The organism is Methylobacterium sp. J-092 (assembly GCF_022829325.1).
Classification (GTDB): Bacteria; Pseudomonadota; Alphaproteobacteria; order Rhizobiales; family Beijerinckiaceae; genus Methylobacterium.
On record NZ_JAKSXU010000076.1, the window covers coordinates 48,020 to 72,097 of the forward strand.

23 protein-coding genes and 1 pseudogene are annotated in these 24,078 nt (G+C 72.4%); 12 read left to right on the plus strand and 12 right to left on the minus strand.

Going from position 1 to position 24,078, the window contains the following annotated elements:
- The first annotated feature begins 145 nt into the window (after positions 1 to 145).
- The 5 genes from rpsA to MKK60_RS08695 all read left to right on the plus strand — a co-directional run bounded on the left by rpsA (position 146) and on the right by MKK60_RS08695 (position 4,742).
- On the plus strand, positions 146 to 1,870 hold the full coding sequence (rpsA, locus tag MKK60_RS08675; RefSeq protein WP_147727602.1) for a 30S ribosomal protein S1: 1,725 nt from the start codon (positions 146 to 148) through the stop codon (positions 1,868 to 1,870).
- A 398-nt stretch (positions 1,871 to 2,268) separates the two neighbouring features.
- The gene (gene sppA / locus MKK60_RS08680) at positions 2,269 to 3,252 is read left to right on the plus strand and encodes a signal peptide peptidase SppA (protein WP_147842387.1); all 984 of its coding nucleotides are present in this window, start codon (positions 2,269 to 2,271) and stop codon (positions 3,250 to 3,252) included.
- Positions 3,253 to 3,305: 53 nt separating this feature from the next.
- Entirely contained in the window at positions 3,306 to 3,617 is a 312-nt protein-coding gene (ihfB, locus tag MKK60_RS08685; protein WP_147727600.1) for an integration host factor subunit beta, read from the plus strand.
- Positions 3,618 to 3,720: 103 nt separating this feature from the next.
- A complete protein-coding gene (locus MKK60_RS08690) occupies positions 3,721 to 4,077 on the plus strand; it encodes a lipopolysaccharide assembly protein LapA domain-containing protein (protein WP_147842388.1) in 357 nt (118 codons plus the stop codon).
- Positions 4,078 to 4,100: 23 nt separating this feature from the next.
- Positions 4,101 to 4,742 (plus strand): phosphoribosylanthranilate isomerase, encoded by a 642-nt coding sequence (locus MKK60_RS08695; RefSeq protein WP_243985097.1) that lies wholly within the window; start codon positions 4,101 to 4,103, stop codon positions 4,740 to 4,742.
- A 7-nt stretch (positions 4,743 to 4,749) separates the two neighbouring features.
- Here MKK60_RS08695 and MKK60_RS08700 read toward each other — a convergent pair whose 3' ends face one another.
- Together MKK60_RS08700 and MKK60_RS08705 are read right to left on the minus strand one after the other, a co-directional pair.
- Positions 4,750 to 5,460 (minus strand): GNAT family N-acetyltransferase, encoded by a 711-nt coding sequence (locus tag MKK60_RS08700; protein ID WP_243985099.1) that lies wholly within the window; start codon positions 5,458 to 5,460, stop codon positions 4,750 to 4,752.
- Positions 5,457 to 6,113 carry an FMN-binding negative transcriptional regulator gene (locus tag MKK60_RS08705; RefSeq protein WP_243985114.1) on the minus strand — a complete coding sequence of 219 codons (657 nt, stop codon included), beginning with the start codon at positions 6,111 to 6,113 and terminating at the stop codon, positions 5,457 to 5,459. The genes MKK60_RS08700 and MKK60_RS08705 overlap by 4 nt, the downstream gene beginning before the upstream one ends.
- Before the next feature lie 90 nt (positions 6,114 to 6,203).
- On the opposite strand from MKK60_RS08705, the gene MKK60_RS08710 reads away from it, so the two are divergent.
- From MKK60_RS08710 to MKK60_RS08720, 3 genes are all read left to right on the plus strand, one after another.
- Positions 6,204 to 7,739, plus strand: coding sequence for a PLP-dependent aminotransferase family protein (locus MKK60_RS08710; protein ID WP_243945923.1), 1,536 nt, complete (start codon positions 6,204 to 6,206; stop codon positions 7,737 to 7,739).
- A gap of 145 nt (positions 7,740 to 7,884) precedes the next feature.
- A complete protein-coding gene (locus tag MKK60_RS08715; RefSeq protein WP_243938490.1) occupies positions 7,885 to 8,205 on the plus strand; it encodes a BrnT family toxin in 321 nt (106 codons plus the stop codon).
- Positions 8,147 to 8,599, plus strand: a complete 453-nt coding sequence (locus MKK60_RS08720) for a BrnA antitoxin family protein (RefSeq protein ID WP_243985117.1) — start codon at positions 8,147 to 8,149, stop codon at positions 8,597 to 8,599. Before MKK60_RS08715 ends, MKK60_RS08720 begins: the two co-directional genes overlap by 59 nt.
- Before the next feature lie 26 nt (positions 8,600 to 8,625).
- Here MKK60_RS08720 and MKK60_RS08725 read toward each other — a convergent pair whose 3' ends face one another.
- The 9 genes from MKK60_RS08725 to MKK60_RS08765 form a co-directional block, all read right to left on the minus strand.
- On the minus strand, positions 8,626 to 9,642 hold the full coding sequence (locus tag MKK60_RS08725) for an ABC transporter ATP-binding protein (protein WP_243985160.1): 1,017 nt from the start codon (positions 9,640 to 9,642) through the stop codon (positions 8,626 to 8,628).
- A 20-nt stretch (positions 9,643 to 9,662) separates the two neighbouring features.
- Positions 9,663 to 10,733: an ABC transporter ATP-binding protein gene (locus tag MKK60_RS08730; RefSeq protein WP_147727493.1), complete on the minus strand. Its 1,071-nt coding sequence runs from the start codon at positions 10,731 to 10,733 to the stop codon at positions 9,663 to 9,665.
- 115 nt (positions 10,734 to 10,848) lie between these two features.
- Positions 10,849 to 11,778 (minus strand): ABC transporter permease, encoded by a 930-nt coding sequence (locus tag MKK60_RS08735; RefSeq protein WP_147727494.1) that lies wholly within the window; start codon positions 11,776 to 11,778, stop codon positions 10,849 to 10,851.
- 21 nt (positions 11,779 to 11,799) lie between these two features.
- Positions 11,800 to 12,753, minus strand: coding sequence for an ABC transporter permease (locus MKK60_RS08740; RefSeq protein ID WP_147727495.1), 954 nt, complete (start codon positions 12,751 to 12,753; stop codon positions 11,800 to 11,802).
- An 81-nt stretch (positions 12,754 to 12,834) separates the two neighbouring features.
- The gene (locus tag MKK60_RS08745; protein ID WP_243985119.1) at positions 12,835 to 14,466 is read right to left on the minus strand and encodes an ABC transporter substrate-binding protein; all 1,632 of its coding nucleotides are present in this window, start codon (positions 14,464 to 14,466) and stop codon (positions 12,835 to 12,837) included.
- Positions 14,467 to 14,609: 143 nt separating this feature from the next.
- Entirely contained in the window at positions 14,610 to 14,990 is a 381-nt protein-coding gene (hpxZ, locus tag MKK60_RS08750; RefSeq protein WP_147727497.1) for an oxalurate catabolism protein HpxZ, read from the minus strand.
- Positions 14,990 to 16,399 carry an AtzE family amidohydrolase gene (locus MKK60_RS08755; RefSeq protein ID WP_243985121.1) on the minus strand — a complete coding sequence of 470 codons (1,410 nt, stop codon included), beginning with the start codon at positions 16,397 to 16,399 and terminating at the stop codon, positions 14,990 to 14,992. Before MKK60_RS08755 ends, hpxZ begins: the two co-directional genes overlap by 1 nt.
- A gap of 4 nt (positions 16,400 to 16,403) precedes the next feature.
- Entirely contained in the window at positions 16,404 to 16,601 is a 198-nt protein-coding gene (locus tag MKK60_RS08760; RefSeq protein ID WP_147729047.1) for a DUF4089 domain-containing protein, read from the minus strand.
- 170 nt (positions 16,602 to 16,771) lie between these two features.
- Positions 16,772 to 17,242: an ureidoglycolate lyase gene (locus MKK60_RS08765; RefSeq protein ID WP_147729046.1), complete on the minus strand. Its 471-nt coding sequence runs from the start codon at positions 17,240 to 17,242 to the stop codon at positions 16,772 to 16,774.
- Positions 17,243 to 17,439: 197 nt separating this feature from the next.
- Here MKK60_RS08765 and puuE point away from each other — a divergent pair.
- The 4 genes and pseudogenes from puuE to MKK60_RS08785 all read left to right on the plus strand — a co-directional run.
- Positions 17,440 to 18,345 (plus strand): annotated as a pseudogene (gene puuE, locus MKK60_RS08770) (allantoinase PuuE); the annotation flags it as partial.
- 56 nt (positions 18,346 to 18,401) lie between these two features.
- Entirely contained in the window at positions 18,402 to 20,036 is a 1,635-nt protein-coding gene (gene hutH, locus MKK60_RS08775; RefSeq protein ID WP_243985122.1) for a histidine ammonia-lyase, read from the plus strand.
- A 72-nt stretch (positions 20,037 to 20,108) separates the two neighbouring features.
- Complete coding sequence (locus MKK60_RS08780) at positions 20,109 to 21,626, plus strand: DUF1800 domain-containing protein (RefSeq protein WP_243985124.1); 1,518 nt, start codon at positions 20,109 to 20,111, stop codon at positions 21,624 to 21,626.
- Between the two features lie 9 nt (positions 21,627 to 21,635).
- On the plus strand, positions 21,636 to 22,838 hold the full coding sequence (locus MKK60_RS08785; protein WP_243985126.1) for a DUF1501 domain-containing protein: 1,203 nt from the start codon (positions 21,636 to 21,638) through the stop codon (positions 22,836 to 22,838).
- Here the strand turns inward: MKK60_RS08785 and MKK60_RS08790 are convergent.
- A complete protein-coding gene (locus MKK60_RS08790) occupies positions 22,766 to 24,076 on the minus strand; it encodes an allantoate amidohydrolase (RefSeq protein ID WP_243985128.1) in 1,311 nt (436 codons plus the stop codon). The genes MKK60_RS08785 and MKK60_RS08790 overlap by 73 nt on opposite strands.
- Between the last annotated feature and the right edge of the window lie 2 nt (positions 24,077 to 24,078).

The following is a 24,078-nucleotide window of genomic DNA, read 5'->3' on the forward strand; positions in this document are numbered from 1 at the left end:
GGACACCGTACGAACGCGTCGGCAAGCCGATCCCATTTTCGGATCGGTCGCTCCCCCATCCGGAGCGGCAGCGGCAACGGGGGCGTTCGCAACACGAGCCGCCGACGTGAGGGCATCCCTTGAGGGAGCCCGTTCAGGAGACAGAATGACTGCTGGTACCGCTCTGCAGCGCGACGCCTACCGCGACGACTTCGCGGCGCTGCTCGAGGAATCGTTCCTCCAACACGAGATCACCGAAGGCTCCGTCGTCAAGGGTCGCGTCGTCGCGATTGAGAAGGACGTCGCGGTCATCGACATCGGCGCCAAGACCGAGGGTCGCGTCGCCCTCAAGGAATTCAACGGCCCCGGCCGCGAGGGCGAGCTCGCCGTCGGCGACGAGGTCGAGGTCTACGTCGACCGCATCGAGAACGCGCTCGGCGAGGCCGTCATCTCGCGCGACAAGGCGCGCCGTGAGGAGTCGTGGGTCAAGCTCGAGAAGGCCTTCGAGGCCAACGAGCGCGTCTCCGGCACGATCTTCAACCAGGTCAAGGGCGGCTACACCGTCGACCTCGACGGCGCCGTGGCGTTCCTGCCGCGCTCCCAGGTCGACATCCGCCCGGTGCGCGACGTGACCCCGCTGCTCGGCACCCCGCAGCCGTTCCAGATCCTCAAGATGGATCGCCGCCGCGGCAACATCGTCGTCTCGCGCCGCACCGTCCTCGAGGAGAGCCGCGCCGAGCAGCGCTCCGAGCTGGTGGCCAACCTCGAGGAGGGTCAGGTCATCGACGGCGTCGTCAAGAACATCACCGAGTACGGTGCGTTCGTGGATCTGGGCGGCATCGACGGCCTGCTCCACGTCACCGACATGGCGTGGCGCCGCGTGAACCATCCGTCCGAGGTCGTGACCATCGGCCAGACGGTCAAGGTCAAGATCATCAAGATCAACCACGAGACCCACCGCATCTCGCTCGGCATCAAGCAGCTGCTCGCCGATCCGTGGGAGGGCATCGCCCAGCGCTATCCGGTCGACGCCAAGCTCAAGGGCCGCGTCACCAACATCACCGACTACGGCGCCTTCGTGGAGCTCGAGCCGGGGATCGAGGGCCTGATCCACGTCTCCGAGATGAGCTGGACCAAGAAGAACGTCCACCCCGGCAAGATCGTCTCCACCTCGCAGGAAGTGGAAGTGCAGATCCTCGAGGTCGATCCGGTCAAGCGCCGCATCTCGCTCGGCCTCAAGCAGACCCTGCAGAACCCGTGGGAGGCCTTCAACGAGAAGCATCCCGTCGGGTCCGAGGTCGAGGGCGAGGTCAAGAACAAGACCGAGTTCGGCCTGTTCATCGGCCTGGAAGGCGACGTCGACGGCATGGTCCACCTGTCGGACCTCGACTGGAACCGTCCCGGCGAGCAGGTGATCGAGGAGTTCAAGAAGGGCGACATGGTCAAGGCGCAGGTTCTCGACGTCGACGTCGAGAAGGAGCGCATCTCGCTCGGCATCAAGCAGATCGGCGGCGACCCCTTCGCGGAGGCCGGCGACGTCAAGAAGGGCCAGATCGTCACCTGCGAGGTCGTCGAGGTGAAGGATTCGGGCATCGAGGTGAAGATCGTCGACACCGACATGTCGACTTTCATCCGCCGCGCCGAGCTCGCCCGCGACCGCGGCGACCAGCGCCCCGAGCGCTTCGCCGCCGGCGAGAAGTTCGACGCCCGCGTCATCCAGTTCGACCGCAAGGCGCGCCGCGTCCAGCTGTCGATCAAGGCGCTGGAAGTCGCCGAGGAGAAGGAGGCGATGGCCCAGTTCGGCTCCGCCGATTCGGGTGCCTCGCTCGGCGACATCCTCGGTGCGGCCTTCAAGAAGGCCCGCACCAGCGACGACGTCGAGGAGAAGTAGTCCGGTCCAGGCCGGCCGCCCGGTCCATCCGGGCGGCCGTCAGGTCCCGGTCGATCGAAGGCCCGCGCCGGACACCCGTCCGGCGCGGGCCTTTCGTTTGGCGGGGCAAGACGATCCGGCGGCCCATGACAGGCGCGGCGCAACCGCAAGGCGATGCGGTTTTGGCCCCCTGCGCCCCTTGCCGGTCCGTGTCCGGCAGGGCTAGAACACCGCTCGCGGGCAACCGCCCGGCGCCCACGAGCTCAAGCCTGCCAAGGACTTGGTCTGTACCGCTGCCTAAGGTGCGGACCACGTCGCGGCACGTGAGCCTCGTGCGCCCTGCCCCGGGCATCGGTCTGCGGGTGGGCTGAGAACCGGCCGGCCCGCGCGGCCGGGACCGTGAGGGAGCAGACCATCGCATGGCAGCCGACGCCGAACTCCTGATCGACCGGCGGCGGCTGCGCCGCAAGCTGTCCCTGTGGCGCGTCGTCGGCATCGGCGGCCTCGTCGTCGCCGTCGGCGCGGTCGGCCTGCGGGTCCGCGCCGGAACGGAGGGCGGGCTGTTCGGTGCGGTGAAGCCGCAGATCGCCCGCATCTCGATCTCGGGCTTCATCTCCGGCAGCGAGGCCACCGCCAAGCTGATGAAGCGGGTCGGTGAATCCGCCGCCGTCGAGGGCGTGGTGGTCTCGATCAACTCGCCGGGCGGCACCACCACCGGCTCCGAGGAGCTGTTCCGCAACCTGCGGGCGCTGGCCGAGAAGAAGCCGATCGTCGCCTTCGTCGACGGCACCGCGGCCTCGGGCGCCTACATCACCGCGATCGCCGCCGACCACATCGTCGCGCGCGAGACCTCGCTCGTCGGCTCGATCGGCGTGCTGTTCCAGTATCCGGACGTGTCGGGGCTGCTCGACAAGGTCGGCGTGAAGGTCGAATCGGTGAAGTCCTCGCCGCTCAAGGCCGAGCCGTCGGGCTTCACCCCGACCTCGCCGGAGGCGCGCGCCGCCCTTGCGGCGGTGGTCGGCGACACCTACGCCTGGTTCAAGAACCTCGTGGCCGAGCGGCGCGGGATGGACGGCGCCCAGGTCGCCACGGTCTCCGACGGCCGGGTGTTCAGCGGCCGCCAGAGCGTGCCGCTGAAGCTCGTGGACGAGCTCGGCAGCGAGCGGCAGGCGATCGCCTGGCTCGAGAGCGCGCGCAAGGTGCCCAAGAACCTGCCGGTGACCGACTGGAAGCCGGCTTCCGGCCAGGGCTTCGGCCTGTTCTCGGCGCTCGGCCTCGGTGCCGACCTCCTCGGGCTCGACGGCCTGTCCGCCCGGTTGGCCGAGGCCGGGGCCGAGGCGGGGGCCGTCACCCGGGGCGGCATGCTCGTGCTGTGGCGCCCGAGCCCGTCCGCCGCGCCCTGATCGGTGCGATCCATCAGGATTCGCGCCCCGGAACTTCGAGAAGACCAGACGCCATGATCAAGTCGGAGCTCGTCCTCAAGATCGCCGAGCAGAACCCGCACCTCTACCAGCGGGACGTCGAGACGCTGGTCAACGCGATCCTCGACACGATCGCCGACGCGCTGGCACGGGGCGACCGGGTCGAGCTGCGCGGCTTCGGCGCGTTTTCGGTGAAGCGCCGGGATGCGCGCCGCGGGCGCAACCCGCGCACGGGTGCGGCCGTTGCCGTGTCGGAAAAGGCCATCCCCGTGTTCAAGACCGGCAAGGAGATGCGCCTGCGCCTCAACGCGGCCGGGATCGGCGAGAGCCAGTCCGCGGCCGAGTAGGGCGCCGCGGGATGCTGGGCGGCCGCGTCGCCGCCGGTGCGGCGGATCGCGGATGGCCCCTCGGGCCATCCGCAGCACGGTTAAGAACGGTTCGGAGAGATCGATGGTCCGCTTCCTCAAGAGTCTGGTGCTGCTGCCCATCGCGGTCCTGGTGATCCTGCTCGCGGTCGCCAACCGCGATCCCGTCCGCCTCTCGCTCGATCCGTTCTCGCCCGATCCGGTGTTCAGCGTGACGCTGCCCCTTTACGCGATCCTGTTCGGCGCCGTGGCGCTCGGCATCGTCGTCGGCGGCATCTTCGCCTGGCTCGGGCAGGGCAAGGCGCGCCGCCAGGTCCGCCACCGCGGCCGCGAGATCCGCCGGCTCGAAGGCGAGACCGAGCGGCTGAAGGCCTACGCCCCGCCGGAGCCCGGCACCGCCCTGACGCTGCCGGGGCGGACCGCGCTGCCGGCCCCGCGCTGACGCGCGATTCCGGTTCTCGGGCCATGTCGATTCGCGTCAAGATCTGCGGCCTGAGCACGCCCGAGACGCTGGCCGCCGCGCTGGAATCCGGGGCCGACTGGATCGGCCTCGTGCGGTTCGAAAAGAGCCCGCGCCATGTCGGCCTCGACACGGCCCGCGCCCTCTCCGAGCAGGCCCGCGGCAGGGCCGAGCGCGTCGTGCTGCTGGTCGATCCGGACGATGCCGCGCTTGCCGCCGCGATGGAGGCGATCGATCCTGACCTGATCCAGCTGCACGGCTCCGAGACCCCGGAGCGCGTCGGCGAAATCCGCCGCCTCGCCGGCCGCCCGGTGATGAAGGCCATCGGCGTCGCGACCCGCGCCGACCTCGATCGGATCGCGGCCTACGCCGTCGCCGACCGCCTGCTCCTCGACGCCAAGCCGCCGCCCGGAGCCGCGCTGCCCGGCGGCAACGGCCGCGCCTTCGATTGGGATCTGCTCGCCGGAGCGGACCTTCCCGCCGGCTGGATGCTGTCGGGCGGCCTCGACGCGGTCAGCGTCGCCGCGGCGCTCGCCCGCACCGGCGCCACCGCGGTCGACGTCTCCTCGGGCGTCGAGGCGGGCCCGGGCGTGAAGGATCCCGACCGCATCGCCGCCTTCGTCAAGGCGGCCCGCGCGGGGGGCTGAGCCGGGATCAGCCCGCTCGCAGATCGGCGAGGGATCGCCGCTGCCGCCCGTCTTCGAAAAAGTTGTCGGGGGCGAGCCAGGCCCCGAACGCCGCCCTCACCCGGGGCCACTCGGCGTCGGTGACCGAGAACCAGGCGGTGTCGCGCGAGCGGCCCTTCACCACGACGGCGTTGCGGAAGACGCCCTCGAAGGTGAAGCCGTAGCGCAGGGCCGCCGCGCGCGAGGGCGCGTTGAGGGCGTCGCACTTCCACTCGTAGCGGCGGTATCCGAGCTCGTCGAAGGCGCGGGCCATCATCAAGGCCATGGCCTCGGTCGCGGCGGGCCGCCGCGCCAGCAGGGCCGAGAAGTGCAGGTGCCCGACCTCGATGACGCCGTTGGCCGGATCGATGCGCAGGTACGACGCGATCCCGACCGCCCGGCCGGTGCCGGCATCGACGACCGCGTGGAACAGCGGGTCGGCGCCGGCCGCCATCGCCGCCAGCTCGGCCCGGTAGGCGCTCTCCGTCTCCGGCAGGGTGTTGCCGAGATAGGTCCAGCCCCGCCGGTCCGGCGCCGCGGAGAAGGCCGAGAACAGGTCGGCGCCATGGCGCTCCGCATCGAGCGGCTCGACCCGGCAGGTGCGTCCCTGCATCGCCTCCCGCGGCGGCAGCGGGCGCGGGCGCCAGTCGGGCAGGGCCGGCCCGATCGGCTGGCCGAAGCTGTTCTCGCGCGCGCTCATCGTCCGCTCCGTTCCTGCACCAGGTCGGCCATGTGTGCTGACATGTCCGCCGCCATATCCTCCCGGCCGCCCGCCGCGCGAAAACCCGCGACCACGCCGGCGCGGTCGGCCTCCGGCCGGTTCTGGCTGAGCTTCCACTTGCCGGCGATGCGCGCAACCGGGATCTCGATCCCGACGATGCCCTTCACCTGCGCGTCGGTGAAGGGTTTGGGCGCGTCGTCCGCCGACCAGGGCTCGGGCCGCGACGCCTCGCGCTGGTCGGTGAGTTCGGCGATCTGGCGGCGGAGCCAGTCGGGGTCGTCGACCACAAGCGGCCGACCCCAGGCGTGGACGGTGGCGTAGTTCCAGGTCGGCACCACCTTCCCGGTCTCGCGCTTGGTCGCGTACCAGGACGGGGTGACGTAGCCCTGGGGACCCTGGAACACCACGAGGCATTCCGCGACCTGCGCCAGCTCGCGCCATTGCGGGTTGGCCCGCGCCAAGTGCGCGCGCAGCGTCCCCCGTTCGGACGCCGCGCCGTCGATCAGGAACGGGATCGGGTTCGCCATCAGGCCCCCCGGACCGGCGGTGACCAGGAGCCCGAGGGGATGGGCGCGGATCAGGGCATGCTGCGCCCCGAGGTCGTCCTCTCGGAAATGCGGTGGCTGGTACATCGCGGCGCTCCGGACCGGTGGAGGCCCGTGCTTGACCGATCTCCGGTTCAGGCAAAAGATCCGGTTTCACGCAAGCGACTGGACCACTTCGTGCGCAAGGACCCGGAGAGGGAAACGGCGGGGACGAGCCCTCCCGGGGACGCGAGCGCCCTCCCCCTCGTGCTCGATCTCGCGCCCGGCGGGGCGCTGCCGCTGCAGGCGCGCATCGGCGACGCGCTTCGCCGGGCGATCCTGGAACGCCGGATCGCCCGCGGCGCCCGCCTCCCCGGCTCGCGGGCGCTGGCCGAGGATCTCGGATGCGCCCGCGGCACCGTGCTGGCCGCGCTGGAGCAGCTGGTCGCCGAAGGCTACCTGACGGCGCGCGGGGGCTCCGGCACCCGCGTGGCCGCCATCCTCCCCGACGACACCCTCGCCGTCGCGAGCCCGCCCGAGGCCGCCGGGTCCTTCCCGGCACCGCCCGTGCTGTCGCGGCGCGGGACGGCCCTGATGGCGTCGTCGGCGCGGGCGTGGTTCTCCGCGCCGGTCGCGCCGGATGCCTTCGCCCTCGGGCGGCCGGCCGCCGACGCGTTCCCGTTCGCGACCTTCGGGCGCCTGCTCCAGACCGAGTGGCGCGACGGCGCCCCGCCGCCCCAACCCCTCGGCGACCCGCGCCTGCGCGCCGCCACCGCGGCCTACCTCGCCGCCACCCGCGGCGTCGCCTGCACGGCCGACGAGGTGATCGTGACGGCGGGCATCCGCCAGAGCCTGCGGCTACTCGCCCAGCTGCTGCTCGATCCGGGCGAGACGGCTCTGGTCGAGGATCCGGGGTTTCCCGGCATCGCGTCGGCGCTGGCGGAGGCCGGCCTGCGCCCCGCCCCCGTCCCGGTCGGGCCGGGCGGCCTCGCGATCGACCGGGCCGGCGCCGCCATGGGCGCGCGCCTCGCCGTGGTGACCCCGGCGCATCACTATCCGCTGGGCCACGCCATGAGCCTCGAGAACCGGCTGGCGCTGCTCGCCTGGGCCGAGGCCACAAGCGCCTGGATCGTCGAGGACGATTACGGCGGCACGTACCGCTATGCTGGCCGGCCGCTGCCGCCGCTGCGCGCCCTCGACCGGACCGGACGGGTGATCTACGCCGGCAGCTTCTCCAAGGTGCTGCTGCCGGCGCTGCAGCTGAGCTACCTCGTGCTGCCGCAAGGGCTCGCCGGCCCGGTCCAGCGGGCGCTCGCGGAGACCGGGCCGGCGCCCTCCGGCCTCGGCCAGGGCGCGCTCGCCCGCTTCATCGACGAGGGCCATCTCGGACGCCACCTGCGCCGCACGCGGAAGCTCCATGCCGGGCGGCAGGCCGCCCTGCTCGACGCCGCCCGCGACCACGCCGCGGGCCTGCTCGCGGTCGCGCCGCTGGAGGGCGGGATGCACCTGGTCGCTCGCCCCGGTCCGGACTGGCCGCCCCGGCTCGGCGACGCCGCGGCCGTCGCCGCCCTGGCGCAGGCCGGCATCGCGGCCGTGGCGCTCTCGGCCTACCACGCCGACCCGATGACGGCCGAGCCGGGCCTGCTGCTCGGCTACGCCGCCGTGCCCGAGCGCGCCATCGCGCCGGCGGTGACGCGCCTGGCGACGACCCTGTGGGCCGCCGGCGGGGGATGAGGCGACGTGGCCCGCTCCTTGCCATCCGCACCGCGCGCCTGTGCTAGCATCCCGAATCCGGCTTTAGAGGGTTCGACAACCGACCGATGCGGCACCAACGAGCCGACCGGATTGTCCCTCATGGTTTTCGGAGTTACATAAACCCGTGACGGCGGTCTGGGACGAGGCGAAGCGGCAGGCGAACCTGCTCAAGCATGGGCTCGACTTCGCCGAGTTCGAGACCGCTTTCGATGGCGAGGATGCCGTCTACCTGCCCGCGCAGCCGAGCCGCACCGGCCGCATCCGCTACAAGATCATCGGTCGATGGCGGGACCGGTTGGTCGTCGTCGTGATCGTCTCGCCATTGGGGGCGGAAGCCATCGCCCTGGTGAGTTTGCGCTACGCCAATCCGAAGGAAAGGGCCGTCCATGATCGTCTCGGATCGCAAGACAGACGCGCCGGCATTTTCCCAGGCGGATTGGGATGAGGTCTCCGACAACCCCGACCTGACGGACGTGGAACTCGCCGCGTTGAGACCGGCTCGCGAGCTGCCTCCGGATATCTACGCCGCGCTTCCGAGAAACCGCGGCGGACGCCCGCGGGCCGCGTCGCCCAAGGTGCAACTCACGCTTCGGATCGATCGCCGTGTGCTCGATGCCTACAAGGCGACCGGTCCCGGTTGGCAGACCCGCATGCATGACGTGCTGGCCCGCATCGTGGATGATCCAGGCGCAGGTCCGCATGCGGAAGCCGATACGGCGCGTGAGGCGGGGATTTCTCGGCGGACGGGATCGGACCGAGGGGGCGCCGTCGCAGCCGGTCAGCCGTTTCCGCCTTCGCAGGACGCCGAGTCTGGTCCCTCCGGCCGGAAGAAGGCCTGATCGGGCCGATCGTCCGCGTTTCCCCCTTAGGCCGCCGCCTCGGCCCTCACCGGCTGCGGCCCGGCGCGGTAGGCGGCCGACGCCTCCTCCGTGCGCCAGCAGGCGGCGAGGTGCCCGTCGCCGACGCTGAGCGAGGGCGGCGTCTCGCGGCACTTGTCGATCGCGAGGAAGCAGCGCGGGGCGAACGGGCATCCGGTCGGGCGGTTGGCGAGGTCCGGCGGGCTCCCCGGGATCGTCTGGAGCCGCGCGCCTTTGGCCAGCGCCCCCTCCGCGCGGCTGCGCAGCAGGCCGATCGTGTAGGGGTGATGCGGATCGAGCACGACCTGGTGCGCGGTGCCGGTCTCGACGATGCGGCCGGCATACATCACCGAGATCCGGTCGGCGACCTCGACGGCGGCGCCGAGGTCGTGCGTCACCAGGATGATCGACAGGCCGAGATCGCGCTGCAGCTCGCGCAGCAGCAGCAGGATCTGGATCTGCACCGTGGCGTCGAGCGCCGTGGTCGGCTCGTCGGCAAGCAGCACCTGCGGCCGGCAGGCGAGCGCCAGCGCGATCATCGCGCGCTGGCGCATCCCGCCGGACATCTCGTGCGGGTAGGCGTCGAGGCGCCGCTCCGGGCTCGGGATGCGGACGCGCTCGAACAGCGCGAGCGCCCGCTGCCGGGCTCCCGCCGCATCGATCTTTTCGTGGCGGCGGATCGCTTCCGTGATCTGGCGGCCGACGGTGTAGACCGGGTCGAAGGCGAGCAGCGGCTCCTGGAAGATCATCGAGGCGACGTGCCCGCGGAAATCCGCCAGCTCGCGCTTCGACAGCGCGAGCACGTCGCGGCCCGCCACCGAGATCCCGCCCCGCGTGCGGCTGCGCCCTTCCGGGAAGAGGCGCAGGATCGCGCGCAGCGTCACGCTCTTGCCCGAGCCCGACTCGCCGATCAGCGCCATGGCCTGGCCGCGCTCGAGCCGCAGGTCGACCCCGTCGACCACCTCGACCTTGCCGAAGCCGACCTTGAGGTCGGTGAGCTCGACCGCGGGGGGCGACGCGTTCATGTCCGCGCTCATCTTCGCGCTCATGCCGCCACCTGCTCGGCAGCAGGAGCAAGGGAATGGCCCGAGCCCGGCTGCCGCGCGAGGCAGGCGGCCTGATGCAGCGGCGCGATCGGGGCGAGCGGCGGCGTCACGCCGGAGCAGACCGGCTCGGCGAGCCGGCAGCGCGGATGGAAGCGGCAGCCGTCCGGCGGGTCGATCGGGTTCGGCGGATCGCCGGTGAGCAGGGCGGCCTCGGTGCGGTTGTCGGGATCGAGCGACGGCATCGAGGCGAGCAGCGCCTGGGTGTAGGGGTGGGCGGGCTCGGCCAGCACCGTGTCCGAGGGGCCGAGCTCGGCGACGCGGCCGAGATACATCACCATCACCCGGTCGCAGATGAAGCGCACCACGTTGAGGTCGTGGCTGATGAACAGGTAGGTCAGCCCGAACTCCGCCTTGAGGTCGAGGAGCAGGTTGAGCACCTGCGCCTCCACCGACTTGTCGAGGGCCGAGACCGCCTCGTCGAGGAGGATCAGCCGCGGCTCCAGCGCGAGGGCGCGGGCGATGTTGACCCGCTGGCGCTGGCCGCCGGACAGCTCGTGCGGGTAGCGGCCGGCGAAGCGCTTCGGCTCCAGGCCGACGCGGGCCAGCAATCCGCGGGCACGCTCGATCGCCTCGCGGCTGCCGACCCCGTTGACCGTCGGCCCGAAGGCGATCGAGGCCTCCACCGTCATCCGCGGGTTGAGCGAGGCGTAGCTGTCCTGGAACACCATCTGCACCTGGCGGCGATAGGTCCGCCACGGCATCGCGCGGCTGCCCACCGCCTCGCCGTCGAACAGCATCTCGCCCTGGTCGCGCTCGATCAGGCCCATCAGGAGCTTGGCCGTCGTCGACTTGCCGCAGCCGGATTCGCCGACGATCCCGAGGGTCTCGCCCTTGAGCGCCGAGAAGTCGACGCCGTCGACGGCGCGCACGACCGACTTCTTGCCGCCGACGCCCTTGCGCACCGGGAAGTGCTTGACGAGGCCGGAGACCGACAGGAGCGGCTGGGCCGGGCCGCCGCGGTCGCGTAGCGAAGCGGTCGCGAGGTCGGCAGGCTGGACGATGACGCTCATGAGTGTTGCCCTGGGCGCTGATGCCGCGACGGCGATCCGCCGCGTGGGCGGCGACGCGCGGGCGCGCTCGCCGACGTCGGGCGGATGAGAGGGGGGCGGTGCCGAGCCGTGGGGATCACTGGCGGATCTCCATGGCGCTGCGCAATCCGTCCGAGAACAGGTTGAACGAGATCGAGACGATGAAGATCGCCAGCCCCGGCAGCGCCGCCACCGTCGGGTTGACGTAGATCGCGGTGCGCAGCGTGTTGAGCATCAGGCCCCATTCGGGCTCCGGCGGCCGCACGCCGAGGCCGAGGAAGGACAGGCCCGAGGCCAGGATCATCGAGACCGAGATCAGGCCGGTGGAATAGACGAAGATCGGCCCGACCACGTTGCCCAGCACCTGCACCCGCATGATCGTCAGCGCCGAGGCGCCCGACAGCCTCGCCGCGTCGATGTAGTCGCGCGCGCGGATGCCGGTGGTGACGCTTTCGGAGATCCGCGCGATCTGGGGCACGAACACGCAGGTGAGCGAGACGATGGCGTTGAAGATGCCGGCGCCGAGCGCGCCCGAGAGCGCGATGGCGAGCAGCACCGAGGGGAAGGCGAAGAACACGTCGATGGTGCGCATCAGGATCGTGTTGGTCCAGCCGCCGACGTAGCCGGCGACGATGCCGATCGACGACCCGATCACGAAGGCGATCAGCACCGGCGTCACGCCCATGAACAGCGACAGCCGGGCGCCGACCATCAGGCGGCTCAGCATGTCGCGGCCGAGCTCGTCCGAGCCGAGCCAGTAGGTCGCGTCGCCGACCGGCTTCAGGCGGCGCAGCATCGAGCCGCGATACGGGTCCATCGGCGTGATCCACGGCGACAGGATCGCGACGACGACGATGGCGAGGATCACCAATCCGGCGGCGATCGCCACGGGGTCGCGCACGAGGCGATGGCCGACATGGCCCCAGTAGCCGCGGGAGGCGACGAAGGCGTCGGGCTCGACCTCGGACGCCGCGGGGGCGATGCCGCCGTCGAGGGCCATGGTGGCGGCGGTGACGGGTGCGGTCATGACGTCATGCTTTCCTCGGGCTCAGGCCCGCTCGATGCGCGGATCGAGTGCGGTCTGCATCACGTCCACGAGGAGGTTGAGGGCGACGAAGAACATCGCCAGCACCAGGATCGAGCCCTGGAGCAGGGGCAGGTCGCGCTGGAAGATCGCGGCGTTCAGGAGGAAGCCGGTGCCGGGCCAGGCGAACACCGTCTCGATCAGGATCGAGCCGCCGAGCAGGTAGCCGAGCTGCAGGCCCATGATCGCGAGCGCCGTCGGCGCGGCGTTGCGGACCACGTGCTTGAACACGCCGACCTCGTCGAGGCCCTTGGCGCGCAAGGCCTCGACGAAGTCCTGGGCGAGGATGTCGGCCACCAGCGCCCGCACGGTGCGGGCGATAATGCCCATCGGGATCACCGACATCGTGACGGCGGGCAGGATGATGAAGCGCAGATGCTCGAGATCGGGCCGCCAGTTGCCGGAGCCGTCGGGCCCGGCGCCGGTCGGCGGCAGCCAGCCGAGGTTGGCCGAGAACACGATCACCATCACCATGCCGAGCCAGTAATGCGGCACCGAGACGCCGAAGACCGAGATCGCGGAAGCGACCCGGTCGAGGATCGAGTTGCGGTGATAGCCGGCGACGAACCCGAACAGGGTGCCGAAGGTGAAGCCGATCAGCGTCGCGACCGAGGCGAGGATCAGGCTGTTGACCACCGCGCGCGAGACCTCGCCGAGCACCGGCCGGCCGGTGGCGATCGAGACGCCGAGGTCGCCGTGCAGCACGTGCCAGAGCCAGATCGCGTACTGCACCGGCAGCGGCTTGTCGAAGCCGTAGGCGGCGCGCATCTCGTCGATGGTCGCCTGCGTCGCGTCCGCCGGCAGGATCGCGCTGAGGGGATCGCCCGGCGCGAGGTGGACCAGCAGGAAGCAGACCAGGCTGACCCCGAACGCCACGGGCGTCACGGCGACGAGGCGCTTGAGGATGTAGAGCAGCATCGGATCCGGGTGTCCTTGTTCCGATGACCGGGGGGGCGGGCGTGGGCCGGCCCCTCCCCCGCGACGGGGGGAGGGATCGCGTCAGCGCCCCGCGGTCGCGATGGTGATGTTCGAGAAGTCCTGGAACCAGTTCTGCGCCTGGACGAAGCCCTTCACCTTCGGGCTCATCGCCCGCGGGTTCACGTCGTGCGTGATCATGATGAACAGCGCGTCGTCGACGAACTTCTCGTGGACCTTCTCCAGCACCGCCGTCTGCTCGGCCTTGTCGAAGGTGTTGCGGACCTGGTCGAACAGCTTGTCCATCGCCGGGTCGGAATAGTAGCCCCAGTTGGTGCCGTTCGGCGGCGCGAAGTTGCTCTGGAGATGCCGGATGAAGCCGGTGAACGGGTCCTGGATGAAGTACGAGTAGTTGATGCCCGTCACGCCGCGCGAGATGTCGGCCTTGGCGCCGGCGCGCCAGATGTTGATCAGCGTGTTCCACTCGACCACCTCGTAGTCGACCTGGATGCCGACCTCGGCGAGGTTCTGCTGCACGAACTCGTTCATCGGCAGCGGCTGCATCTGGCCGGAGCCGGAGGCCGAGATCGCGATCTTGGTCTTCAGGGGCTTGTTCGGCCCGTAGCCGGCTTCCGCGAGCAGCTTCTTGGCCGCGGCCGGATCGTAGGTCACCTTGAAGGTCGGGTGGCCGAACCACTGGTGGCCGGGCGGGAAGAAGCCGGTGGCCGGCACCGCGAGGCCGCCGAGCAGCTCCTTCAGGCCCTCGCGGTCGATGGCGAGGTTGGCGGCCTTGCGCACGCGCACGTCGTTCCAGGGCGAGCCCTCGACCCGCGACAGGTGCCAGGTCCAGTTGTGGGGATAGGTGTTGGTGACGATGGTGAAGCCGGCGCCCTTCAGCGAGGCGACGGCGTCGGGCGCGGGCGCCTCGATCCAGTCGACCTGGCCGGAGCGGAGCGCCGCGACGCGGGCGTTGGCCTCGGGCAGCGGCACCAGCACGAGCTTGTCGAGCTTGGGCACGCGGGCCTTGTCCCAGTACGCCTTGAAGGGGACCATCTCGGCGCGCTCGCGCGGCGCGAACAGGGTCAGCTTCCACGGGCCGGTGCCGGACGGGGTCTTGGCGAAGGCGTCCCAGCTCCGCCCGAGCTTCTCCCACTGGGCGGGCGAGGACATCATCACCCAGGCGATCTGGTAGGGCAGCGTCGCGTCCGGCGCCTTGGTGACGATCTCCACGGTCAGCGGGTCGACCACGCGATAGCTCGCCACCGCCGGGATGCGGGTGCGGCCTTGAGCCGACTGGCGCGGATCGTATTGCGGGCTGTCGTTCTTCAGCAGCTTGTTGAGGTTCCACACCACGGCGTCGGCGGTGAAGTCGGAACCGTCGTGGAACGTCACGCCGGGGCGCAGCTTGAACGTCCACTTGGTCTTGTCGGCGGCGTCCACCGCCCAGCTCTCGGCCAGCCCCGGCACGAGGTCGGAGGGCTTGGTCGCCGAGGACAGGTCCCAGTTGATGAGCCCGTCGTAGACCGTGTAGCCCATGAAGCGCATGCCCTCGCCGCCGTTGTCGGCCTGGCCGGTGGTCAGCGGGATGTCGGAGGCGGTCATGCCGATCCGGAGCGTGCCCTGCGCCATCGCGGCGGAGGGCGCCTGGGCCGACAGCGCGAGGGCGCCGGCGAACGCCGCACGGGCGGTGAAGGTCTTCATCGAGCGAAACGGCATGTCGGGCGGGTCTGCTCCGTGAGGCGGGCCCCCGCGACGGGGCGCCCGAGAGGACGCCCGGCTCCATGCAAGCGCGCGGCCAGACCGGCGCTGGGGTGTCATTCTTTATTCAATCGCACCGGAGGCGCGGATCGGCGGGGGGCCTACCCGTCGATCAGGCTCACATGCGCGGCGACCACGCGCCAGCCTTCGGGAAACCGCACCCAGGTCTGGCTCTGGCGCCCGATCCGACCCGGCGCGCTCTCGCGGAAGAACAGGGTCATCGCGGTGGCGAAATCCCGCCCGTAGGTGGTGATCACCGTCTCGGACAGGGTCCGCTCCAGGCCGACGGGCGAGCGTGCCCGGCGGAAGGCGCGGATCGCGTCCATGCCGTAGAGGTTCTCGCCCCCGCCGTAGCGGATTGTGCGGGGATCGTCGCGGAACAAGGCCTCGAGCACCGGCACGTCGTTCTCCGTCAGCGCGGTCTCGTAGGCGCGGAACGCCGCCTCGACCTCGGCCTTCACCGCGAAATCGTCGACCACCATCACGTCAGCTCCGCGATCGGGGCGCGGACGATGCCGAGCCGTTCCAGCACCCGCGCCACGCGCAGCGCCACGTCCTCGCGCCAGGGCGCGGCGATGACCTGCACGCCGAGGGGCAGCCCGCCGTCGAGCCAGACCGGCACCGCCGCCACCGGAAGGCCGATGAACGAGATCGGCTGGGTGAACACGCCGATATTGGCCCGCACCGGCAGGGAGACGCCGTCGAGGGTGAAGTGCGTCTGGCCGCGCGGCGGCGCCCGGCAGGGGGTGGACGGCGCCAGGATCACGTCGACGTCCGCGAACAGGTCGGTCACCGCGCCGCGGTACCAGCGCCGGAAGCGCTGCGCCCGCTCGACGAAGGGCGCCGGCAGCATCGCGCCGGCGATGAGGCGGTCGCGCACCGCCGGATCGAAGTCCTCCGGCCGGGTCCGGAGACGGTCGAGGTGGAGCGCGGCGCCCTCGGCCGCGGTGATCAGGTAGGCCGCCGCCCGGGCGCGGGCGGCTTCCGGGATCTCGACGACCCGCGTCGCGGCGAGCGCCCGCGCCGCCACCTGGACCGCGGCGAACGCCTCCGGGTCGCCGCCGCGGGCGAAGTAGCCGCCGGCCACGGCGATGCGGAGGTCGCCGAGGCCGGAATCCAGCCCCGGCAGGACGGGCTCCGCGGCCCGCGCGGTCGCCGCAGCGTCGTCCGGGTCGGGACCCTGCATCGCGTCGTAGGCGAGGGCCAGGTCGGTCACGCTGCGCGCCATCGGCCCGAGATGGTCGAGGCTGTTCACGAAGGGGAAGCTGCCGGCCCGGGTCAGGCGGCCGTAGGTGGGCTTGAGCCCGAAGCAGCCGCAGAAGGCCGAGGGCACCCGGATCGAGCCGTTGGTGTCGGAGCCGAGCGTCAGCGGCACCAGGCCGGCGGCGATCGCCGCGCCCGAGCCGCCCGACGAGCCGCCGGTCATGTGGCCGGCCCCGTGCGGGTTGCGGCTGTCGCCGTCGTGCACGTTCTCGCCGGTGAAGTCGTAGGCGTACTCGCCCATGTTGAGCGCGCCGACGAGGACCGCGCCGGCCGCCTCCAGCCGGCGCACCAGGGCGCCGTCGCGCGCGGCCGGCGCCCGCTCGCGGTTGATCGTCGATCCCGCCCGCGTCGGCAGGCCGGCGCAGTCGATCAGGTTCTTCACCGCGAAGGGCACGCCGGCGAGCGGCCCCGACGCCGCGCCGGCGGCCCGCCGCGCATCCACGGCGTCGGCGGCGGCCAGGGCGCGCGCGGCCGTCACGTCGGTGAAGGCGTTGACCGCCGGGTCGACCCGGCCGATCCGCGCCAGCGTCGCCTCGATCACGCTGCGGGCCCGGACGCGCCCCTCCGCGACGCCGGCGGCGATCGAAGCGGCGTCGGCGCGGCTCCAGTCGGTGCTCTGCTCCACCATCGCCTCAGGCCTCGAAGACCGGGGCCGCCTCGGCCTCGTCGGGCAGCGGGAAGCCGCCGACGAGGTCCGCCGCGGCGGCCAGGACCCGGAGGTTGGCGATCACCGGCGCGACCCAGGCGGGATCGAGGCGCAGCCCGAGCAGCGGGGCCGCGGCGGCGGCGAAGGCGTCGAGATCCGGCGGCGGTGCATCGCGGGTCGTCATCGGGCATCCTCATCGAACGATCGGACCTCGAGCGGGCAAGGGCCGCGCCAAGCCGCCCCGCTGGGCCGGACGCCTGAATTGCTCATCGAATAGGCATAATCCGGTCAATCGCGTCTGCCTACGAGATAGGCAATCGGCGGCTGCCACGCCCATCGTGGACGCAGGGCCGGTCAACCGGCGCCGAGCGTCACCGGCGCGATCGCGGCGAAGACGCAATCCTCCGGCGTGCCGTCCTCGTGCACGAGCATCGCGAAGGTGCCGGGCGCCGAGACCGTCATCAGGTGCGCGTGCCAGGCGCCGGCGCGGTAGTTGATGCCGGCCTGCCCCGGCACCCGGAAGGCGCGGATCGCGGCCTCGTCGGGCCGCCCGTCGCGGTCGGGCGCCACCACGACGAGGTAGGAATCCACCGCGAGCGGCAGGAAGGCCTGGCTCGAATGCGGATGCCGCTCCAGGCGGGTCAGCGGCATCAGGCCGGCGAACGGCTCGCTGCGGATCAGGGCGAGGTTGGCGGAGACGCCCGCGCGCCGGTTCTCGATCGGGCTCGCATGGTCCTGCCGCGGCCCCGCCGCGGGCGCGGCGAGCAGGTCGGCGAAGGGCCGCAAGGCAACCTCGTCCATCGGTTCGATCGGGATCGTGCGCATCGTCCGTCCTGGCTTCGTGCCCGGCTTCGCGGCACGGGGCCGAGCTTCCGCGGCTCGCCTCGGCGGTCAAGCGGGATTCGGGCCGGCTTGCGTATGGCCGAGGGCGGGTTTGCGGGGCCGAGGGCCGCGGCGGGGTTGACGGCGGAGGCGGCTGCGTCGTTGCGTCCCCGAGCCTTCAGACCGCCCGAGCAGACCCGTTGACCGATCCCCGCCCCTATCCCCGCGACCTCGTCGGCTACGGCCGCAACCCGCCGGCCGCCGACTGGCCGGACGGCGCCCGCATCGCGGTGCAGATCGTGCTGAACTACGAGGAGGGCGCCGAGAACTGCATCCTGCACGGCGACCCCGCGTCCGAGGCGTTCCTGTCCGAGATCGTCGGCGCGCAGCCCTGGCCGGGGCAGCGCCACATGAACATGGAATCGCTCTACGAGTACGGCGCGCGGGCCGGGTTCTGGCGGCTGTGGCGGCTGTTCACCGCCCGCGGGATTCCCGTCACCGTGTTCGGCGTGGCGCACGCGCTGATGCGCAACCCGGAGGCCGTCGCGGCGATGCGCGAGGCCGCGTGGGAGATCGCCAGCCACGGCCTCAAGTGGATCGACATGCGCGACGCCTCCCGGGCGGAGGAGGCCGCCGCGATGGACGAGGCGATCCGCATCCATGCGGCGGTGACGGGCTCGGCGCCCGAGGGCTGGTACACCGGCCGCTCCTCGATCCACACGCTGGAGCTCGGCCTGGAGCGCGACTTCACCTACCTGTCGGATTCCTACGCCGACGACCTGCCCTACTGGCTGACGGGCGCGGGGCGCACCGGCCTCGTGGTGCCCTACACCCTCGACGCCAACGACATGCGCTTCGCGAGCCCCCAGGGCTTCAATTCCGGCGACCAGTTCTTCGCCTACCTGCGCGACAGCTTCGACGTGCTCTACGCCGAGGGCGCGACGGCGCCCAAGATGATGTCGGTCGGCCTGCATTGCCGCCTCGTCGGCCGCCCGGGACGGATGGCGGCGCTGGCCCGCTTCCTCGACCACGTCGCCGCGCACGACCGGGTCTGGCTCGCCCGCCGCGTCGACATCGCCCGGCACTGGATCGCCCGCCACCCAGCGCCGTGACGGCCTGATTCGTGCTCCGCTCCGGGAAAGCCCCTTTCGAGAGACAGCCCATGACGACGACCACCATCGACGGCCGCACCCTCACCGCCGCGGACGTGCTCGCCGTCGCCCGGCCGGACGCGGCGGGCCTCCGCGCCGAGGCGGTGCTCGACGAGGGCGCGCGCAGGAGCCTCGTCGGCGCGCGGGACTACATCGACGCGCATTTCATGACCGACGACGCGCCGCTGATGTACTCGTTCAACACCGGCGTCGGCCTGTTCAAGGACCAGCGCGTGCGCATGGACGAGATGCAGGCCTACCAGCGGCTGACCGTCTACGCCCACGCCACCGGGATGGGCGAGCCGTTCGACGCGGAGGCGGTGCGCGCCACCATGCTGCTGCGCGCCAACGCCTTCGCGTCGAACTTCTCCGGGCCGCGCGTCGCGGTCGTCGACCGCCTGCTCGCCTGCCTGAACGCCGGGATCGTGCCGGTGATCCCGTCGAAGGGCTCGGTCGGGGCGTCGGGCGACCTCGCGCCGCTGGCGCACCTGGCCGGCGCGATCTGCGGGTTCGAGGAGGCCGAGGCGTTCTACGAGGGACGCCGCCTGCCGGCCCGCGCGGCGCTGAAGGCGGCGGGCCTGCCCGAGGCGTTTCCGCTGGAGGCCAAGGACGCCTCGGCGCTGATCAACGGCTCCACCGTGTCGCTCGCCGTCGGCGTGCTGGCGCTGGAGGACATGAAGCGGGTCCTCAAGGCCGCCGAGATCGCCCTCGCCCTGACGCTTGAGGCCCTGCGTGCGGAGAAGGCCGCCTTCGATCCCCGCGTCCACGCCGCCCGCCCGCACAAGGGCCAGGCGGCCTCGGCCCGCAACGTCCTGCGGATGATCGGCGATTCCGAGCGCTGCACGGAGGGCGCCCGCGTCACGGTGTTCCCCGACGAGGCCCGCGCCCCCGGCCAGGCCCCGCCGCCGCGAGTGCAGGACGTGTACTCGCTGCGCTGCGCGCCGCAGGTGCACGGGCCGGTGCGCGAGGCGCTGGCCTACGTCGACGGCATCATGGGCACCGAGATCAACGCGGCCACCGACAACCCGCTGATCTTCGCCGACGGGGCCGACCACTACATCTGCATCTCGGCCGGGCACTTCCACGGCGCCTACGTCGCGCAGGCGATGGACCTGCTCGCCATCACCGCCACCGACCTCGGCTCGATCTCGGAGCGGCGGCTCGCGCGCCTCATCGACCCGACCATGAGCTACGGCCTGCCGCGCAACCTGCTCGCCGGCAAGAAGGGCCTCAACACCGGCTTCGCCACCGTGCAGTGCACGATGTCGGCCCTGGTGATGGAGAACCGGACCCTGTCGATGCCCGGCTCGGTCGACTCGATCCCCGGCAAGTCGAACGCCGAGGACCACGTCTCGAACTCGACCTGGTGCGCGCGCAAGGCCCGCACCGTCGTCGCCAACGTCGAGACCATCGTCGCCGGCGAGATCCTGATGGCGTGCCAGGCGCTCTCGCTGGTCGCCGACGTGGCCCGGGACCATCCCCTCGGCTCCGGCACGCAGGCCGCCCTCGACGCGGTGCGCAAGGTCATCGCCCCGGCGCTGTCGGGCGACCGCTGGTACCAGGCCGAGATGGAGGCCGCGCTCGCGCTGGTGCGCTCGGGGGCGGTGGTCGCGGCGGTGGAGGCCGCGATCGGCCCGCTGGAATAGGCGCGGCGCCCCTTACCGCACCGGCGCCACAATCCGGTGGCTGGATCGTGCGGGCACGAGGGGGGGGATCCGATGATGCGGCCCGCGCTCCGCTCGTCCTGCCTGACGCTCGCGACGGGCCTCGCCTTCGCGGGCGCCGCGGCCCGGGCCGCGACCACGCCCGAGGCCGACGCCGCCTTCCTCGACGCCGTGACCTGGGGCGTCTCGCCGGCCAGCCACGCGGAGCTCCGCGCCAAGGGCCGCGAGCGCTGGCTCCGGGAGCAGCTCCATCCGCCGGCAGGCCCAGCCCTGCCGGAGGCCGCCCAGGCGCAGGTCGACGCGCTGACGCCGAAGGGCACGCTGCTCGAGCGGATCTCCGCCCTCGACGCGCAGGCGCGGGCGGCCAGCGCCGAGCCCGACCCGGATGCGAAGAAGGCCGCGCAGCAGGCCTACCAGGGGGCGCTCTCGGCCGCCGCCCGGGACGCCGCCGCGGCGACGCTCCTGCGGGCGCTCGACAGCCCGGACCAGGTGCGCGAGCGGCTGACCTGGTTCTGGCTCAACCGCTTCAACGTCCACCAGGGCAAGGCGAACCTGCGCGCGATGGTCGGCGACTACGTCGACGCGGCGATCCGCCCGCACGCGCTCGGCCGCTTCCGCGACCTGCTGGAGGCGACGCTGCGGCACCCGGCGATGCTGCGCTATCTCGACAATGCCGACAACGCCGCCGGCCACCTCAACGAGAACTACGCCCGCGAGCTGATGGAGCTGCACACCCTCGGGGTCGGCTCCGGCTACACGCAGGGCGACGTCGAGGCGCTGGCCCGCATCCTCACCGGCGTCGGCATCGACGCCCGCCCCGAGGACCAGAAGCTGAAGCCGGAGCGCCAGGCCGACCTCGTCCGCGCCGGCCTGTTCGAATTCAACCCGAACCGCCACGATTACGGCGACAAGGTCTTCCTCGGCCACGCGATCCGCGGCCGCGGCTGGCCCGAGATCGTCGAGGCGCTCGACCTGATCGCCCGCGAGCCCGCCACCGCGCGAACCGTGTCGGCCGCGCTCGCGCGCTACTTCCTGGGCGCCCCGCCCTCGGACGCCCTGGTGGCGCGGCTGGCGCAGGTCTTCACCCAAAGCGACGGCGACATCGCGGCCGTGCTCGACGCGCTGTTCCACGCGCCCGACTTCGCGGCCTCCCTCGGGGGCGGGTTCAAGGACCCGGCCCGCTACGTGCTCTCGGCCGTGCGCCTCGCCTACGACGGGCGGACGATCCGCAACGCCGCGCCGATCCAGGGCTGGCTCAACCGCCTCGGCGAGGGCCTGTTCAACCGATCGACGCCGGACGGCTACCCGCTCGGCGCCGCCGCCTGGAACGGGCCGGGACAGATGACGACGCGCTTCGAGATCGCCCGGCAGATCGGGTCGGGCTCCGCCGGCCTGTTCAAGCCCGCCCCCGACATGGCCGACGAGCCGGCCTTCCCGCTGCTGCAGAACGGGCTCTACTTCTCGACGCTCTCGGCGACCCTGAGCGCCCCGACCCGGGACGCCCTGGCCCGCGCCGTCTCCCCGCAGGACTGGAACACCCTGTTCCTGTCCGCCCCCGAATTCATGCGCTGAAGGCCGCCCATGGACCCGCGCGACCCGCACCGCCGCGCGCTGATCCGAGCCTCCCTCGCGCTCGGCCTGTCCACCGTCGCCGGCCGGGTCTGGGCCGCGCCGAAGGCGGATGCGCGCCTGCTCGTGGTATTCCTGCGCGGCGCCTACGACGCGGCCAACGTCGTGATCCCGACGGGCAGCGACTTCTACTACCGCGCCCGGCCGACCCTCGCGGTCGCCCGGCCGGATGCGGCCGACCCGGCGGCGGCGCTGGCGCTCGACGCCGACTGGAGCCTCCACCCGAGCTTGCGCGACACGATCCTGCCGCTCTACGCCCGGGGGCAGGCCGCCTTCGTGCCGTTCGCCGGCACCGACGACCTCACGCGCAGCCATTTCGAGACCCAGGACACGATCGAGCTCGGGCAGACGGTCGGCGCCTCCCGTGACTACAATTCGGGCTTCATGGCCCGGCTCGCCGCGGAGCTGACGCGGACGCGCCCGATCGCCTTCACCGAGCAGATCCCGCTGATCTTCCGCGGCACCGAGACGGTGCCCAACATCGCGATCAACGAGGTCGCCAAGCCCGGGATCGACGCGCGCCAGGCCGGGCTGATCATGGCGATGTACCGCGACACCCCGCTGGCCGCTTCGGTGGCCGAGGGGTTCCGCGTGCGCGACGCGGTCTACCAGTCGGTCTCGGAGCATCAGGCCGAGGCCGACCGCGGCGCCGTCTCGCCGAAGGGCTTCGCGCGCTCGGCCCGGCGCATCGGCCGGCTGATGCGCGAGTCGTTCAACCTCGGCTTCGTCGACGTCGGCGGCTGGGACACGCACGTGAACCAGGGCGCCGCCACCGGCTACCTCGCCGACCGGGTCGGCGAGCTCGGCCGCGGGCTGGCCGGCTTCGTCGAGGAGGTCGGCCCCGCCTGGAACGACACGGTGGTGGTCGTGCTCTCCGAGTTCGGCCGCACCTTCCGCGAGAACGGCAACCGCGGCACCGATCACGGGCACGGCAGCGTCTACTGGGTGCTGGGCGGTGCCGTGCGCGGCGGCCGCATCGCCGGGCCGCAGGTGCGGGCCGACGAGGCGCACCTGTTCCAGAACCGCGACTATCCCGTGCTCACCGACTACCGCAGCCTGCTCGCCGGGCTGCTGCAACGCCTCTACGGGCTCGATCTGGCGAGCCTCCGGCGGGTCTTCGCGGATGCGGCGCCGGCCGACCTCGGGCTGGTCTGATCGGCCGACCGCTCCCGTGCCGCGAGGAACCCGCGCACCGTCCCGAGCAGCACCCGGGTCCCGGCCTCGATGTCGGGCAGGCTGGCGAACTCGGCCGGGTTGTGGCTGATGCCGCCGCGGCAGCGCACGAACACCATGGCGATCGGCGCGATCGCCGCCACCGCCATGCCGTCGTGCCCGGCCCCGCTCGGCAGCGCCAGGACGGGATGGCCCTCGGCGACGATCGCCGCCTCGACCAGGGCCGTCATCCCGGGGTCGCAGGGGACGGCTTCCGCCTCGTGCAGGAGGGCGATGCCGAAGCCGAGCCGGCGCCGGAGCGCGATGCGCTTGCAGGCGAGGTCGATGTCGGCGAGCGCGGCGTGCCGCTGCGCGTCGTCGGGCGCCCGCAGGTCCAGGCTGAACTTGGCTTGGCCCGGGATGGTGTTGACCGCCCCCGGCAGCGCCTGGATGCGCCCGACCGTGCCGACGAGGTGCTCCTCGCCGCGGCAGCGCGCCTCGATCGCCAGGATGCATTCGGCGGCGCCCGCGAGCGCGTCGCGGCGCTCGGTCATCGCGACGGTGCCGGCGTGCCCCGCCTCCCCCGACAGCGTGATCTCCAGGCGGCTCGCCCCGCTGATCGCGGTGACGAGGCCGACCGGCAGGCCCTCGCGCTCCAGCATCGGCCCCTGCTCGATGTGGAGCTCGACGTAGCCGAGGATCTGATCCGGCGTGCGGGCGGCGGTCGGGACGGCCTTCGGGTCGAGGCCGTATTCGCGCATCGCGGCGGCCAGCGTCGTGCCGGCGGCATCGAGGGTGCGCAGCGCCGCCGGGTCGAGATGGCCGGCGAACGCCCGGCTGCCGGTCAGCGTCGCGGCGAAGCGCACGCCCTCCTCGTCGGCGAAGCCCACCACCTCGATCGCGACCGGTGGCGGTCCTTCGCGCAGCACGGCCTCGACGCAACTGATGGCGGCGACGACGCCGAGCGGCCCGTCGTAGCGGCCGGCGTTGCGCACGGTGTCGAGGTGCGAGCCGATCACCAGGGCCGGCCCGCCGGGCTCGCGGCCCTCGACGCGGCCGATCAGGTTGCCGACGGCGTCGCGGCGCACCTGCAACCCGGCCTCGCCCATCCAGCCGGCGACCAGGGCCTCGGCCCGCGCCTGCTCGGGGGTGAGGTAGAGGCGGGTGATCGCGCCGGGCTCGGCGCTGATCTGGGCCAGCGCGTCGAGCCGCCGCTGGATGCGGGGGGCGAAGGCGTCCACGG

What these genes read in the sequence shown, in the direction of transcription:
- rpsA (WP_147727602.1), top strand. Translation starts at nt 146, where the DNA reads ATGACTGCTGGTACCGCTCTGCAGCGCGACGCCTACCGCGACGACTTC.
- sppA (WP_147842387.1), top strand. Translation starts at nt 2,269, where the DNA reads ATGGCAGCCGACGCCGAACTCCTGATCGACCGGCGGCGGCTGCGCCGC.
- ihfB (WP_147727600.1), top strand. Translation starts at nt 3,306, where the DNA reads ATGATCAAGTCGGAGCTCGTCCTCAAGATCGCCGAGCAGAACCCGCAC.
- MKK60_RS08690 (WP_147842388.1), top strand. Translation starts at nt 3,721, where the DNA reads ATGGTCCGCTTCCTCAAGAGTCTGGTGCTGCTGCCCATCGCGGTCCTG.
- MKK60_RS08695 (WP_243985097.1), top strand. Translation starts at nt 4,101, where the DNA reads ATGTCGATTCGCGTCAAGATCTGCGGCCTGAGCACGCCCGAGACGCTG.
- MKK60_RS08700 (WP_243985099.1), bottom strand. Translation starts at nt 5,460, where the DNA reads ATGAGCGCGCGCGAGAACAGCTTCGGCCAGCCGATCGGGCCGGCCCTG.
- MKK60_RS08705 (WP_243985114.1), bottom strand. Translation starts at nt 6,113, where the DNA reads ATGTACCAGCCACCGCATTTCCGAGAGGACGACCTCGGGGCGCAGCAT.
- MKK60_RS08720 (WP_243985117.1), top strand. Translation starts at nt 8,147, where the DNA reads ATGATCGTCTCGGATCGCAAGACAGACGCGCCGGCATTTTCCCAGGCG.
- MKK60_RS08725 (WP_243985160.1), bottom strand. Translation starts at nt 9,642, where the DNA reads ATGAACGCGTCGCCCCCCGCGGTCGAGCTCACCGACCTCAAGGTCGGC.
- MKK60_RS08730 (WP_147727493.1), bottom strand. Translation starts at nt 10,733, where the DNA reads ATGAGCGTCATCGTCCAGCCTGCCGACCTCGCGACCGCTTCGCTACGC.
- MKK60_RS08735 (WP_147727494.1), bottom strand. Translation starts at nt 11,778, where the DNA reads ATGACCGCACCCGTCACCGCCGCCACCATGGCCCTCGACGGCGGCATC.
- MKK60_RS08740 (WP_147727495.1), bottom strand. Translation starts at nt 12,753, where the DNA reads ATGCTGCTCTACATCCTCAAGCGCCTCGTCGCCGTGACGCCCGTGGCG.
- MKK60_RS08745 (WP_243985119.1), bottom strand. Translation starts at nt 14,466, where the DNA reads ATGCCGTTTCGCTCGATGAAGACCTTCACCGCCCGTGCGGCGTTCGCC.
- hpxZ (WP_147727497.1), bottom strand. Translation starts at nt 14,990, where the DNA reads ATGGTGGTCGACGATTTCGCGGTGAAGGCCGAGGTCGAGGCGGCGTTC.
- MKK60_RS08755 (WP_243985121.1), bottom strand. Translation starts at nt 16,399, where the DNA reads ATGGTGGAGCAGAGCACCGACTGGAGCCGCGCCGACGCCGCTTCGATC.
- MKK60_RS08760 (WP_147729047.1), bottom strand. Translation starts at nt 16,601, where the DNA reads ATGACGACCCGCGATGCACCGCCGCCGGATCTCGACGCCTTCGCCGCC.
- MKK60_RS08765 (WP_147729046.1), bottom strand. Translation starts at nt 17,242, where the DNA reads ATGCGCACGATCCCGATCGAACCGATGGACGAGGTTGCCTTGCGGCCC.
- hutH (WP_243985122.1), top strand. Translation starts at nt 18,402, where the DNA reads ATGACGACGACCACCATCGACGGCCGCACCCTCACCGCCGCGGACGTG.
- MKK60_RS08780 (WP_243985124.1), top strand. Translation starts at nt 20,109, where the DNA reads ATGATGCGGCCCGCGCTCCGCTCGTCCTGCCTGACGCTCGCGACGGGC.
- MKK60_RS08785 (WP_243985126.1), top strand. Translation starts at nt 21,636, where the DNA reads ATGGACCCGCGCGACCCGCACCGCCGCGCGCTGATCCGAGCCTCCCTC.